The organism is [Clostridium] saccharolyticum WM1 (assembly GCF_000144625.1).
Lineage (GTDB): Bacteria > Bacillota > Clostridia > Lachnospirales > Lachnospiraceae > Lacrimispora > Lacrimispora saccharolytica.
Genome location: NC_014376.1, coordinates 3,682,501 through 3,695,954, shown reverse-complemented (window position 1 = coordinate 3,695,954; position 13,454 = coordinate 3,682,501). Strand labels below are relative to the sequence as shown.

The window sequence follows — 13,454 nt, the reverse complement described above, 5'->3', positions numbered from 1 at the left end:
AAAATCCATTTGCGGAAAGTTTAATTGCCGGCAAATAGATTTTATATTACACAGATTATTCTTTTCGGTATGTTGCGGGCATTAAGTATTTATAAGGTGTTTTCTCCTTATTTATCGTTTCTGAATGTCCAATGAGAAGATAGCCTCCCGGCGCGGTTGCATCATAAAAACGCTGAATCAAGGCATCCTTGGTGCCCTGGTCAAAATAAATCATTACATTTCTGCAAAAAATTACGTCAAATTTTAGCCGGAAGTGAATGGGGTCCATCAGATTGAAGGTTTGGAAAATTACGTTTGATTTTATTGCAGGGGCTACGGAATAGACACCCTGTTCCGAGGTTTTAACAAAATATTTGGATTTCCAGGCAGAAGACAGATTTTTAAGGGAGTCTTCATCATAGACCGCTTCCCTTGCAGCCTTTAAAGCATTCTGGGAGATGTCGGTAGCCAGGACCCGGGTATCCCAGAGGGCGGCTTGCGCCCCCAGGGTTTCCTTGATGATCATTGAAATTGTATAAGGCTCCTCTCCGGAAGAGCAGCCGGCGCTCCATATGCTTAAAACCTTATTTTTCTTTGTGTTTAGCAGATAAGGGAGTATGGTGTCACGGAAAAAATTAAAATGAGCTTCCTCCCTCATAAAATAGGTGTAATTCGTTGTAAGCTTGTTTAACATGACTTCTAAGTCGGCCGGGTTCTTGGATGAGATGATATGGTCGATGTAATCCGTAAAGGAAGTGTATCCCAGGGATATGATGGTATTTGACAACCGCCCCATAATCAGCTGCATCTTTTTAGACAGATCAATTCCATAATTTTTTTTCACGAACTGAACCAGCCGCGTAAAGTCTTGCTGCGAAAGTGTTAGCATAAAAAGCCGTCCTTTATGAGTTATTAACTAAAGTTTCACAATCCAGAAGCAGGACAACGTGATTGTCCGGCAGGGAGATCATACCGCTTACCAGCTCTTCCCGGTTATTGGCAGGAACAGGGGAAATGCTGGAATAGTCTATGTCAAGAACCTGGTCAACGGCATCCACGATGACTCCGATAAATACCGAATCCACATTCAGAACGATGACGCAGGTGGTGTTGGTGTATTCAATGGCTGGTTTGCCAAGTCTTAAACGGATGTCGATGATCGGTACGATCTGACCTCTTAAGTTGATGATTCCCTTTACATAGCCCGGCATCATGGGCATGGGGGTGATCGCATGGTTGGTAATGATCTCAATGATATAATTGGTGCTTACACCAAAAATCAGGTTATCGGTGCGAAAGGTCAGGTACCGTTCCATGGTTTCTGTCCCGCCGGAAATAAAATCTTCGTCTGCATAATTATCTGCACCAGACATGGCTGTTTTTGTATTCTCTGCTGACATTTGTATTCCTCCAATTCCCAAATTAGTATTGATTATGTGCTGCAGCATACAGATTTAAAACGTCTAATATGATGCTGATATTGCCGTCGCCCAATATGGTACATCCGCTGATTCCAGAATCCTTGATATTGAAGCTGTTTAAGTAAACAGGAAGAGGTTTTACAACCACCTGCTGTTCTCCCAGAAGGTCATCTACAAAAAGGCAATAGGACTTGTCTCCGGATTCCACCCATACAAGGATTCCATCCTCAATGCTGGTGATTTCCGTTTCAATGTTGTAGAGCCTGTGAATTCGGATAATGGGGTAGAACTGGTTCATGCATTTGATGATCTCATTGCCCTCTGTATCATAGATCACCTCTTCGTTCTTCACCTTAAAGGACTGGCGGATATTGGCAATGGGGATCGTAAAGACGGATTTTCCCACTGCGATTTCCATACCATCCACAATAGCCATGGTAAGAGGGATTTTTAAGGTGGTGCACATTCCTTTTCCTAATTCGCTGGTAATGGTGATGGTACCGCCGATGTTCTCCACGTTTTTCTTCACCACATCCATGCCGACTCCGCGTCCGGAAAATTCAGTTACCACTTCGTTGGTGGAAAAACCGGGAGCAAGCAGGAGGGCCAGGATTTCTTTATGAGTGTATTCGCTTTCAGGCTTTGTAAGAATGCCGTTTTTCTTTGCTTTTGCCAGAACTCCCGCAGGGTTGACTCCACGCCCGTCATCGCTGATGGAAATGATCACTTCGTTGGTCGTATGGCTTGCGGAAAGAATCAGCTCTCCCTGAGGATTTTTTCCGGCGGCAATCCGTTCTTCGGCAGTTTCTTCAATTCCATGATCCATGGAGTTGCGGACAATATGCATGATGGGATCGCCGATGCTGTCCACAATGGATTTATCCACTTCAGTGTTCTCACCGATGATGGTCAGGCGCACATCCTTTTTAAGCTTTTGCTTCATATCCCGGACGATCCGGTTCATTTTCTGGAATACGCCGGATATCGGCACCATGCGCAGGGACATGACAATATCCTGAAGGTCATCGGTCAGTTTGCGGAGCTGTCTCGTAGCTTTTAAAAAGCTGTCTAAGTTTTTCAGATTCTGGATCTCCGGAGAGGAGGTCACCATGGATTCCGTAATGACGATTTCCCCTACAATGGCAACCAGATTATCCAGTTTTGTTAAGTTCACGCTGATTAAGTTCTGCTTGCTGGGCATCTGGTGTCCGGCACTGGCGGCAGGAGTGTTTGCAGCTGCGGTGTTTTCATGGTCAGCTGCGGTAGAAGATGCCTGCACGTTCTGGGTTTCTGCAGTTTTGGAAGTTGCTGCGTGCACATTTTCAATAAGCTCATAGGAGCGGATATTGTTTAGGTTATTGATCTGGGAGATTGCCATATCTGCATCCTTGCGGCTGCCAAAGGTTAAGAAAAAGCCCTTTTCAACAATGATTCCGCAGGTTTGGCTGTTGGTCTCCACATCCTTCGGATAAAAACCGAATTCCAGCCCGGATTCTTTTAACGAGCTTATCAGCATAAATGCACGAAGGTTTTCCATCCCGCAGCCTTCGTCATAGAAGATCCTCAGGAAAAATGGAGCCTTGTCATCGGGACAGTCCGCCAGCTCCATCCGAATTTCTTCCAGGTTGACTGCAGGAGCTGCAGGGGCCGGGGCGGCAGCGGGCGTTTGTGCTTCCTGCGGCTCAGGAGCCTTCACGCTTTTTTCCTTATTCCCGGTTTCGTTATTATCCTTACTGATTTTTTTCAGGAAACTATTAATTTCCTGAGTCAGATGGTCGACATTATCACTAAGTGGTTCATTGTTTTCTACTTTTGATACTTCAGCACGAAGCATATCGGTAGAACGGAACATTAAGTCAAAAAGGGTGCTTTTGTGAGAAATGTCAAGAGATTCCAGACCGTTCTCACGGATAAAAAAGAATAGATCTTCAATGTGGTGGGCGATCTGCATCAGGGAAGTGAACTCCATCATAGCGGAAGAACCCTTGACGGTGTGCATGATACGAAAGATTTCGTTCACATCATCCACCGTAAAATCTCCAGCCTTTTCGGCTTCTATCAGCAGTTCATCCAGTTGCTCCAGAAGAGAATTGGTTTCAAAGAGATACATATCAAGCATATTTTCCATGCCGTTATCCATAATATTTACACCGCCTTGTTTAGTTTAGTATATATCTATTTATCGGTATGGTTGGATAAAAAATAATAGTAAATTAAATAACCTTTGGAAAAAATATGTAAAATACCAGATAAATGGAGGCATAGTATGGCAGATATTTTGAAAGTTACAACACCGCTTTCCGGTTACGATAATTCGACGATAAAAAACAACCCCCAGGCCGGACAGGGAATCCATATCCAGAATCCGATAGACCCTTCAAAAGTCATGAGAGGGGATAACCGCACGGATTCCGGAGGAACCGGGGATCAGCAGCTGGCATTCCAGTATGGATCAAATTTCGGCGCGTTTCTCAACCTGGTAAAAAACATACCGGATCTTTCCAAAATATTTGCCGATATCTTTTTTCAGGGAGAAGAAGTACTGACAGGTGGAATTATGGGAGAGGAAGCTGCACAGAAGATTGCTTCCTTTTTTGAGGCAACCCAGATGCAGGCAGAAGAGATCCTGCCCTTTATAAAGGAACAGACGGAATCAGCTGTCCGCTTTAACGGAGGTATTTTTGACCAGCTCCGTCAAGTGATGGCGGAAACAACATCTGTGGATCTAAAAGCAGAAGTTTTAAATTTTATTAGAAAATTCAATGATATGTCTTCCGGAAAACACATACTTCATGATATATTTAATACAGTGAAGGATATGGAGGCATATGTATTCAAGCAGACGAGAGAGCAGATTGAGTCTTTCTTAAAGGAACTGGACTTATCAGCGCCTGAAGGGCAGACCTCTCCAAACAGTGCGCTCTTAAAGGAAAAGCTCCTTCCCTTTCTGGGCCGTTACATTGCCATGAATCACGATATGGGCACCATACGGGATAAAATATCCCTGTTAACGGTACTGATAGCCAGATATGAAAATGGGGACAGGGGAGAGGTTTTGCAGTCCTTTTCCAGGCTGACGGGCTATCAGGGATTCCGTAAATTCTTTGGATCCATGACGATGGAACAGTTCGGCGAACTGCTTCATCAGGTGGATATGGAGCAGGCAGCAGGGAAAAACCAATGGGCGGATAAGTTTATTGATTTTCTGAAAGCCGGTGTCAATGGGGACGCAGGCCTGGAGAATAAGCAGATGTTCCAGAACATACTCCAATCCATGGTTTTGAATGAAAGTGTTTATATGCCTCTTATACATCTGGCATTCCCTATGAATGTAGACGGACGGAAACTGTTTTCCGAGATGTGGATCGATCCTGATGAGGAGGGCAGCAGTACCCAGGCCGGAGCAAAGCATACGGCCAGAATTTTCGTTAAGTTCGATATCAGGGAATTGGGGCAGTTTAAGCTGCTGCTTTTATATGGGGACAATGCGGCAACCCTTCAGCTTTATTACCCGGAAAAAATGCAAAAGTCAGAAGCTGATATCCATAAGGGTATTAAGAATATTCTTGACCGGCACCACTTTCGGGCGGACAACATCTATCTTCAGGCAGGGGGCGGACCGTCCTCTCCGGTAGAGGTATTTCCCAAAATCCATGAAAGGAAAAATTCAGTTGATGTCAGAATTTAGAAACACGTTAAATAAAAAGGCAGTTGCATTAAAGTATGACGATGCGAAGAATTCTGCTCCGGTTATTGTAGCCTCTGGTATGGGGTATATGGCAGAGAAGATAATTGAAACTGCCAATGAAAACGGTGTACCCGTTTATGAGGATAATTCCCTGGCGACGATTCTGACCCAGCTAGAGCTTGGGAGCCAGGTGCCGGAAGAATTGTATCAGGCAATCGTGGAGATCTATCTTTATTTCCTGGATTTTGCGCCTGGTCCGGTCGAAAAAATCCAACCGGAGCATATAGAGGAAATAGAGGAAGAAGAAATAATAAATGAGGAAACGGTGGAGTAGGTTATGTTTATTGAATGTGAGAAAGCATGTGTTTATACGATGGATGGTGTTTTTATCGCAGAAGTAAAGGTAGTTGATTCCCATAAGGACAGCATGGGTCTTATCTTTGAAGAGGAAGATATGGATATGGTAAACACGGAATCCGTGATCGTTTTTTATGACGGTGTGCAGGGTCTTGTTACATGCAGATGCCGATTATCCGGAAGGGTAAAGATCAGTGGAGACGAAAGCGGGGAAATCGGAAATGCGATCTATAAGGTTCCCTGCCTGGTTGATGAGTTGATCGGAATAGAACAAAGACGCCGTGATCTTAAGGTCAGAATTTCGATGCCAGTGACCCTGGAGACCGCAGATGCAGACGGAAAGGTTACACACATAGCAGCAAAGGCAAAAGACATAAGTGCAGGAGGAATCGGGCTGGAAGCAGCTGTTGAATTAAAGGAATCTCAGGTTTTCTCTTTTCTGTTTGATACTGACAGCGACTGTACCCGGCTAAAGGCAAGTATTTTATGGGTGAAAAAAATATCAGAGGAGAATGAGCCGCCCCGATACCGGTACGGCAGCCGTTTCTTTGATATGACGACTTATCAGGAATCCATGGTCAGAAAATTCACCTTCCTGGAGCAGCTTAAAAGAAGAAAGACACAATGAATGCTACGGCCAGAGCCACAAAGATTTTACCTTTTTACATAAACCGGAGTATGGAGGAGCTGCCTGCAAATGACGCTGTATGAAAGGGCAAAGCGGTAGGAAACTTCTGGAGCAGGAAAGGTTATAAAATATAGCATTTGTTAATAGACAATGATAAACCGCAGGATAACGATGTGATGTGTTTTTTAAAAGGAGCGATTTCATGAAACAACAAAAGAGGGGATTGGCAGTTGCTGTTCTTGCAGCTTTTTGCCTGTGTTTGTTCCCTGAAAAAGCGATGGCAACAGAGGCCATCAATTCCATCAGCATTAAAGTAGTACTTAATATTGAGGCAGGAGACCGGTTGCCTGATATAAAGATTGACAAAACCGAAGGGGAGTGCTATGTGACTTCCGGCGATAAAAAATACACGGTAAGGGACGCAGAATGGGTCACCTCCACTTCAAAGGACATGACGGTAGGTGAGGAACCCAGGATGAACGTGACCTTAACCCCTTCCGACGAATACGATGCTTATTTCAAATCCTCTTATGAGGCTTCCAAGATGAAAATTACGGGAGGTTCCTATGTCAGTGCAAAACGCAAGGGAAGCGATCTGATTGTGACCTTAAGAACAAAAGCCGTCAAAGGCCTGTATGCGGAACCGGAAGATGTGGGCTGGAAGGATACAAGGCTTGGTCAGGCCGTCTGGTCCAAGGGAGATAATACTTCAGGAGCTTATGAATTGTGGCTATACTGCGGGAAAAAGATTATTTTAAAAAAGGAGCAGGTAAAAGCCACCTCTTACAATTTCTACCCCTACATGACTGAGGAAGGAACTTATTCTTATAAGATCCGCTCCGTTCCCTTTAAACAGGAAGAACTGAAGAACGGAAAGAAAAGCGGCTGGGTGGAGTCTGATGAACTGGTAATCAGGGACCGGGATGTGTCCGATGGAACCGGGAAAGAATCAGATACCGTTTCAGGCGGTGCCAATAGCTCGGGAGTAAAGGAGGGCTGGGATCAGCAGTCGGGAGTATGGTACTACCGGTATGCGGATGGAACGGTTCAGGCCAATTCCTGGCTGGTGCTTGATAATGTATGGTACCGTTTTGACCAGGAAGGAAAGATGGTGACCGGCTGGCTGATCCTGGATTCTGATATTTATTATATGAATTCCAAGGGAGTCATGGTGACCGGCTGGAATAAAATTAATGGTACATGGTATTATTTTTACCCTGACAACGGCTATGAGGCTCCCATGGGAGCGGCTGCTACCAACTGGCAGGTCATAGATGGCTATTATTACTATTTTAACAGCCAGGGAGCCATGCAAAAGGATTGGATTAACCAGGCAGGGAGATGGTATTATCTAAATACCATTCAGGGAAACCTGGAGGGAGCGATGCTAAAGGGGTGGATCACCCGGAACGGAAATACATATTTCACCGGAGAGGATGGGGTCATGGTAACCGGCTGGCAAAAGATCGACGGAATGTGGCGATATTTTAATCAGAATGGCACCATGGCTGTTAATACGGTGATCGAAGGATTTCCGGTGAATGAGGATGGAGTATGGGTACAATGATGAATGAGAAAAGAAGAACGCTGTATACTGTGTTCCTGGCTGTATTCACAGCGGTGCTGACATGTCTGCCGGCAGTAAAAACCTATGGTGCCGATTCCATAGTGATCCGTAGCGTGAATCTTAAATTTGACAGCCAGTATGGAAGTGAAGAAATACTGATGCCGGGGATTACTACAACAACTACCGGAATATCGGTCAAGGAGGTTATCTGGAAACGGGATATCAGCAAATGGAAAGCAGGGAAAAATGAACGGGTCAGTGTAATTTTAACGTCAGACTCCACCATATTTGCAGATGCCTACAACCGTTCTGAGTGCAAGATTACAGGAGCCAAGTTTGTTTCCGCAAAAGCACTGGATAATAATACCCTGGAAGTAAAGGCGGATTATGTTCCTGTGGTAATTTTAGGAAAAACGGCAAGGGCCGGCTGGAGCGACAGCAAAAAGACAAAGGCTGTGTGGGAAAAGGTAGAATTTGCCACAGGGTATCAGGTTGCTCTGTATGCAGATGACAAACTGAAAAAGCGTATTTCTGTGGAAACCAATACGATAGACTTATCTGAATATATGGACAAGGATGCGGTTTATTATTATGAAGTCCGGGCAATCGGATATTCCGCCGATGACCGAAAATATATGAAGGAAGGGGATTATGTCACTTCCGAAGATACCATTATGGAATATGATGGGGACACTACAGGTGTCTGGAAGGGGAATACGTACAAGCAGGAAGATGGAGGGGTTCCCAGGAACTCCTGGAAGCAGATATTAAACGACTGGTATTATTTCGATGGAAATGGGATACGCCAGACAGGGTGGCTCCAATCAGGCCAAAGATGGTATTACTTAAATCCCAAAGATGGGAAATTACTCATGGGCTGGCAGTTTGTCAATGGAAAATGGTATTATTTGAATCCGGGAGGCGGAGAGATGCTGACAGGGTGGATACAACCTCAGCCCGGAGTCTGGTATTTCCTGAATTCAGACGGCAGTATGGCAAGCAGTACCCATGTAGGCAGCTATTGGGTGGATGCCTCTGGAAAATGGATACCTTAATAGTCAAAAACTGACGGGAGGATTGAATTTTGGCAACGATAGACCAGTTAAAGCTGTCTGCCCTTGCAAATGCAAGGATCGGGCAGGCAGGATATACGGCAGCTTCATCTGCTAAGGGTAGTTTTAAACAGATTTTAAAATCAGTGGTAAAGGCACCGGAGAGTCTGGAAGCTATATTTTCAGAGGCTTCTGAAAAATATGGCGTTTCCGAAAAACTGCTGAAGGCGGTTGCCAAGGCGGAATCGAATTTTAATCCATCTGCCACCTCAAAGAAGGGGGCAGCCGGAGTGATGCAGTTAATGCCGGCGACTGCCAGATCTTTGGGAGTGGACGACCCCTATGATGCAAGAAGCAATATCATGGGAGGAGCGAAATATCTAAGAGAAAATCTGGAACGGTATAATGGAAACGTGGATCTCACTTTGGCAGCCTATAATGCTGGCAGCAACAATGTAAGCAAATATGGAGGTATCCCTCCGTTTAAGGAAACTCAGGAGTATGTAAAGAAGGTTAAGAATTACATGGGCGCAGGTGATACCGAAACGGCAGGGTACTCCTTGAATGCAACAAATCCATTGGAATACCTGACAGGCCGGTTCCGGGAAGAAGAAAATGAAAGCCTTGTTCCGGAGAAATCCGATTATCTCTATTTGATCGAGCTGATGAAGCTTCGGATGCAGATGGCTTCTTACCGTATTTCCAGTCCTCTTGATTCTGAAGATACATCAGCCGGATCAATGTATCATGTATAATTTTTTATAGGAAAAGCCTAATGGAAATCTAAACCATAGATTTCATTAGGCTTTTTTCATATAAGTTGGAAAAACATTTTATTCCAGTAATATACAAGCAGATGCCGGCTATTTACTTTTTGGATATCGCATCACTGACTTTTATCAAGGCCTCAATAAAATATGATTTTTTAATGGGCTTGAAAACAAAAGGAACAGAAGGACCTAATTTCTGCACCATCTGCAGTGTTTTATCATAGACAAGAGAACTGATAATGATAATTCCTGCTTCCGGATGATGCTCCAACAGTCGTTTGGAAGCTTCAATACCATCGATTCCGGGCATTATGATATCCATGGTCACAATATCGGGTTTTTCTCGTTCATAGGCTTCCAGAGCCTCTTCCCCGCTTCTGCACTGATAGATCACATCAAAATTTGTGTCTTTTAGTAATTGCTCGATCTCGTTACGTGTAACAATTGAATCATCGACAATCATAATTGTTTTTTTCATAGTAGCTTCCCTCCTTCTGATCTAATTACTTCCGATCGTAATTTCCCCTTCATTGTTTTTATAAATAATACTTCTGGAATACTCTTCCTGGACCAGCAGGCTGGAGGAGCCAATTCTGATGCGCACCACGGGTAGCAGTTGCTGGCATTGAATCAATCCGGACTGTTCCCTGTCGACCGCAGCTATTTCATCCAGACGGCTTGTGATCTCCTGTTCCCGCAGGTTTAAATACGTGGTAGCCTGCTTTAAACTATCCAGCAGCTGCTGCTTATCCGGTCTTTGCGTGGTTTCAAGATAGATGATATTCTTTCTTACTTCCGTCATGTTATGACGGAGCTGCTCCAGTTCTCTGGAAAGACGGGAGGATTCTTCCACGTTTTTAGGAACATTGGCAATGATCAATTCCGTAATCAGCCGCCGCACTTTAGATCCAATGATGCGTGCATTGATGCTGTTGGAGGCCAGAAGGGATCCGCCGATAATCACGCCCATGCCGGAGGTTACCAAAATATCCTGCCCGCTTTCAATTTTGGAGTTAATAATGCTTTCTGCATATACATTTCCCCCGGCGGAGACGGTGCAGTGCTCCAGATAACGGCATTTAACGTCAGAGTCAGAGGTTAAAACGCCGCGGCCGTTTCCTGACATGCCGCTGGCAATGGTTATGGATCCCTGGGCTGTAATCTGGGCACCTTCAACGGAACCTCGAATGTCAATATTTCCGGTGGCCTTCACGGAAAATCCATTTCTTACGTCTCCTGTGATTAAGATGTCCCCGTCATAGTCTAAGTTTCCTGTACTATTATCAATGTTGCCGTTTATCTTAAGGATAGGATCTACCTGGAATTTTCCATTGGCAAATGTCACATGGCCCGTTCTCTGAGAAATAAGGAGAGTCCGGTCTTCTGTCAGCACGGTATTGCGGCCTCCTGGTATGGGAACATCGGTGCCCTTTATGGTACAGGGATAGGGTTTGCCGGTTATGGTCATACCATTTTCTCCGGGAACGGCAAGGGTAATGGTACTGATCACTTCCCCTTCCTTGACGGATTGAATGTTATTTAACTTTTTATAGTCCACAGACCCGTTTTCTTCTTCCTTAAATTCAATATTTAGTGTACGTTGAAAGTGGTCCCTAATAGAACCGTCGATTCCGTTGCGTGCCAGCACTCCCTTCGCAACCAATACGGTCTGGTCATAAACCTGATTCTCTACGATTGATTTCAAAGCATCCTCTAAGATACCGGTGGATATACGTTCCTGGTTAAGAATGGTTTTCAAATCTTCCATTTTTATATCTTCACCGCCATTAAATGGAGGTATGACATAAATCCATGCGGCCATCTGGTTATTTGACATATGAAGATGAGCCTTGGCCGCCTTTGGCTGAGGTTCCTGCTCCTGGGAGGCTTCGGATGTTCTCCGGAAGACATTGGACAATGAGCGCATTTTACTGGAGAACTGCGTGCATTCACTGTATAAGGCTTCTTCGTCCAACCGTACGATAAGCGGATCATCGGTCAGCTCCCATATAAAAGAAGGGGAGGGAGTGTTTTGTTCAATTTCGGAAGGTATGGATGCTGGATCAGAGTAACTATCTTCGGCTGGATCAGAGCTATTTTGTTCGGCAGGATCTGAAACTGTGTTTTCAAAATCCTCTTTTTCGGCTTCTTCAGGTAAAATGACAGCAGTGGCAACGGATTCTTCCGAAGATTCTGCAGAACGCTTTACATTTTGAAAAAGGCTAAAGAACCCTTTTTTTGTTTTCTCTTTCATTTTCTTCCCCTAACATTAAAATTACCTGCTACTTTTCCCTGTATGCAAGTAATTGGCTGATTTTCCATGGTTTCTCTGGCTGTGGCCGGCAGGTGTCAGTTTCTGACAGTGTCTGGTTCCCCAATCCAAGAAATGATGGCTCGGTTTCTGGTCAATCTATTCCTATGTATATATAATCGGATAAAATTCGTCTAGTACCTTTATAAACCAGATCACCTGGGCCGGGCCATGAATATCTGTTTTGCTGGACATGGGATTTCGTCCTTCCCAGTCTTTTTAAGGCCACATACTTTGGATAATCCACGGCAGAAAATGATCTGTCATGCGGATTGCCTGATCTTGATTTACAGGCTAGCGGAATCTTTACTCCAAGACGCGTCATAGGAACACCTCCTTCTTCTATAGCAAATCGGCTATATATTTATATCGGCAAATCATAGCATAATTATAACATAATAGTTGCCCTTTTGGTTACTTTATTTAAAAAAAACATTATTGGTTACATAAAATAGTTACTAAAATTAAAAACGTAAAACCAGGTTTGGCTGAATAAGGTGATTTAGGTTATTTCTGAGCATGTTTCTACGTATGTAAGGTACATACCGCCTTTTTGTTTCCTGGTGTTTCTTGAGCAATGCAATTTCCGCAGGGGATTTGGCACTTGCGGGAAGACGCTTGTTTGGATTCCTACGTTAACGGTCTAGCGTAATCCATCATTGATTGTTTAAATTCCTGTGTTTCCAGTGGGGGAGTTCTGTCTTCGATTTCATGAAGTCCTTTTTTCATTACAAATTAGAAAAATTATATAAAATAAATGTTGACATTTGCCGAATGCTTTGGTATGATGTAACTCGCCGCTGAAAACGGCGGCAAAACTTCTTCCAAAACACATCAATGACCGATGAAAAAGTTTTGAAGAAAAATAAAAAAATGGTTGACAAAAACAATCAGCTATGATAAACTTTAAAAGTTGCTGCTGAGACAGCAAAGCAAAATCAGCACCTTGAAAACAGAAGATTGAACAGTATGTAAAACCCTGAAAATTCTAATAAAACAAGCCATGTTTGATGGCTTTGAATGAGAAAATTTCAGAACGAATACAAGTAATTGTATACGAACCAAACAACAAGTAAAACGGGAAATAAATTAGCTAGTTAGTTGATTTTGACCGTGGATTGAACTGGATGGCTAGTCCGGGCGGTAGGCTCATGAAGCTTTGCTTCATTCGCTACCATTTGCTTCGCAAATGTTCGCAGCTTTCCCATAACTCCCTTATGGAAGTAAACTTCCAACGGGATTTCTGGCAAATCTACGACCGCTTTCAAAGACTATCTGCTTAAATTTGAGAGTTCGATCCTGGCTCAGGATGAACGCTGGCGGCGTGCTTAACACATGCAAGTCGAGCGAAGCACTTTTAAGGAAGTTTTCGGATGGAATTAAAAGTGACTGAGCGGCGGACGGGTGAGTAACGCGTGGGTAACCTGCCTCATACAGGGGGATAACAGTTGGAAACGACTGCTAATACCGCATAAGCACACAGTGCCGCATGGTACGGTGTGAAAAACTCCGGTGGTATGAGATGGACCCGCGTCTGATTAGGTAGTTGGTGAGGTAACGGCCCACCAAGCCGACGATCAGTAGCCGACCTGAGAGGGTGACCGGCCACATTGGGACTGAGACACGGCCCAAACTCCTACGGGAGGCAGCAGTGGGGAATATTGGACAATGGGGGAAACCC

General features: G+C 44.2%; 12 protein-coding genes and 1 rRNA gene (1 of these 13 running past the window's edge). 7 read left to right on the top strand and 6 right to left on the bottom strand.

What is annotated here, in order from left to right; translation table 11 throughout:
• Positions 1 to 55 precede the first annotated feature (55 nt).
• Genes CLOSA_RS17230 through CLOSA_RS17220 form a run of 3 tightly spaced genes read right to left on the bottom strand, consistent with a single transcriptional unit; the run spans position 56 to position 3,540 of the window.
• Positions 56 to 868, bottom strand: coding sequence for a CheR family methyltransferase (locus CLOSA_RS17230; RefSeq protein ID WP_013274017.1), 813 nt, complete (start codon positions 866 to 868; stop codon positions 56 to 58).
• Positions 869 to 881: 13 nt separating this feature from the next.
• Positions 882 to 1,379, bottom strand: coding sequence for a chemotaxis protein CheW (locus CLOSA_RS17225; protein WP_013274016.1), 498 nt, complete (start codon positions 1,377 to 1,379; stop codon positions 882 to 884).
• Between the two features lie 22 nt (positions 1,380 to 1,401).
• A complete protein-coding gene (locus tag CLOSA_RS17220; RefSeq protein WP_013274015.1) occupies positions 1,402 to 3,540 on the bottom strand; it encodes a chemotaxis protein CheA in 2,139 nt (712 codons plus the stop codon).
• A 126-nt stretch (positions 3,541 to 3,666) separates the two neighbouring features.
• On the opposite strand from CLOSA_RS17220, the gene CLOSA_RS17215 reads away from it, so the two are divergent.
• The 6 genes from CLOSA_RS17215 (at position 3,667) to CLOSA_RS17190 (ending at position 9,447) form a co-directional block, all read left to right on the top strand.
• On the top strand, positions 3,667 to 5,088 hold the full coding sequence (locus CLOSA_RS17215; protein WP_013274014.1) for a hypothetical protein: 1,422 nt from the start codon (positions 3,667 to 3,669) through the stop codon (positions 5,086 to 5,088).
• A complete protein-coding gene (locus CLOSA_RS17210; RefSeq protein ID WP_013274013.1) occupies positions 5,075 to 5,422 on the top strand; it encodes an EscU/YscU/HrcU family type III secretion system export apparatus switch protein in 348 nt (115 codons plus the stop codon). The genes CLOSA_RS17215 and CLOSA_RS17210 overlap by 14 nt, the downstream gene beginning before the upstream one ends.
• A gap of 3 nt (positions 5,423 to 5,425) precedes the next feature.
• Positions 5,426 to 6,073: a PilZ domain-containing protein gene (locus CLOSA_RS17205; protein WP_013274012.1), complete on the top strand. Its 648-nt coding sequence runs from the start codon at positions 5,426 to 5,428 to the stop codon at positions 6,071 to 6,073.
• 202 nt (positions 6,074 to 6,275) lie between these two features.
• Positions 6,276 to 7,640 (top strand): N-acetylmuramoyl-L-alanine amidase family protein, encoded by a 1,365-nt coding sequence (locus CLOSA_RS17200; RefSeq protein ID WP_013274011.1) that lies wholly within the window; start codon positions 6,276 to 6,278, stop codon positions 7,638 to 7,640.
• Positions 7,628 to 8,695, top strand: coding sequence for an N-acetylmuramoyl-L-alanine amidase family protein (locus CLOSA_RS17195; protein ID WP_049791681.1), 1,068 nt, complete (start codon positions 7,628 to 7,630; stop codon positions 8,693 to 8,695). The genes CLOSA_RS17200 and CLOSA_RS17195 overlap by 13 nt, the downstream gene beginning before the upstream one ends.
• 29 nt (positions 8,696 to 8,724) lie before the next feature.
• A complete protein-coding gene (locus CLOSA_RS17190) occupies positions 8,725 to 9,447 on the top strand; it encodes a lytic transglycosylase domain-containing protein (protein WP_013274009.1) in 723 nt (240 codons plus the stop codon).
• A 112-nt stretch (positions 9,448 to 9,559) separates the two neighbouring features.
• On the opposite strand, the gene CLOSA_RS17185 is transcribed toward CLOSA_RS17190, so the two are convergent.
• The 3 genes from CLOSA_RS17185 to CLOSA_RS17175 all read right to left on the bottom strand — a co-directional run bounded on the left by CLOSA_RS17185 (position 9,560) and on the right by CLOSA_RS17175 (position 12,098).
• Positions 9,560 to 9,940 carry a response regulator transcription factor gene (locus CLOSA_RS17185; protein WP_013274008.1) on the bottom strand — a complete coding sequence of 127 codons (381 nt, stop codon included), beginning with the start codon at positions 9,938 to 9,940 and terminating at the stop codon, positions 9,560 to 9,562.
• A 21-nt stretch (positions 9,941 to 9,961) separates the two neighbouring features.
• Positions 9,962 to 11,716, bottom strand: coding sequence for a DUF342 domain-containing protein (locus CLOSA_RS17180; RefSeq protein WP_013274007.1), 1,755 nt, complete (start codon positions 11,714 to 11,716; stop codon positions 9,962 to 9,964).
• Between the two features lie 151 nt (positions 11,717 to 11,867).
• On the bottom strand, positions 11,868 to 12,098 hold the full coding sequence (locus CLOSA_RS17175; protein WP_013274006.1) for a hypothetical protein: 231 nt from the start codon (positions 12,096 to 12,098) through the stop codon (positions 11,868 to 11,870).
• A 956-nt stretch (positions 12,099 to 13,054) separates the two neighbouring features.
• Here CLOSA_RS17175 and CLOSA_RS17170 point away from each other — a divergent pair.
• A 16S ribosomal RNA gene (locus CLOSA_RS17170) occupies positions 13,055 to 13,454 on the top strand; it runs 1,131 nt beyond the window's last position.

Excerpts from the sequence above, each read along its gene's own strand:
- CLOSA_RS17210 (WP_013274013.1), top strand. The coding sequence starts at position 5,075 with ATGTCAGAATTTAGAAACACGTTAAATAAAAAGGCAGTTGCATTAAAG.
- CLOSA_RS17195 (WP_049791681.1), top strand. The coding sequence starts at position 7,628 with ATGGGTACAATGATGAATGAGAAAAGAAGAACGCTGTATACTGTGTTC.
- CLOSA_RS17205 (WP_013274012.1), top strand. The coding sequence starts at position 5,426 with ATGTTTATTGAATGTGAGAAAGCATGTGTTTATACGATGGATGGTGTT.
- CLOSA_RS17175 (WP_013274006.1), bottom strand. The coding sequence starts at position 12,098 with ATGACGCGTCTTGGAGTAAAGATTCCGCTAGCCTGTAAATCAAGATCA.
- CLOSA_RS17215 (WP_013274014.1), top strand. The coding sequence starts at position 3,667 with ATGGCAGATATTTTGAAAGTTACAACACCGCTTTCCGGTTACGATAAT.
- CLOSA_RS17200 (WP_013274011.1), top strand. The coding sequence starts at position 6,276 with ATGAAACAACAAAAGAGGGGATTGGCAGTTGCTGTTCTTGCAGCTTTT.
- CLOSA_RS17225 (WP_013274016.1), bottom strand. The coding sequence starts at position 1,379 with ATGTCAGCAGAGAATACAAAAACAGCCATGTCTGGTGCAGATAATTAT.
- CLOSA_RS17185 (WP_013274008.1), bottom strand. The coding sequence starts at position 9,940 with ATGAAAAAAACAATTATGATTGTCGATGATTCAATTGTTACACGTAAC.
- CLOSA_RS17230 (WP_013274017.1), bottom strand. The coding sequence starts at position 868 with ATGCTAACACTTTCGCAGCAAGACTTTACGCGGCTGGTTCAGTTCGTG.
- CLOSA_RS17180 (WP_013274007.1), bottom strand. The coding sequence starts at position 11,716 with ATGAAAGAGAAAACAAAAAAAGGGTTCTTTAGCCTTTTTCAAAATGTA.
- CLOSA_RS17220 (WP_013274015.1), bottom strand. The coding sequence starts at position 3,540 with ATGGATAACGGCATGGAAAATATGCTTGATATGTATCTCTTTGAAACC.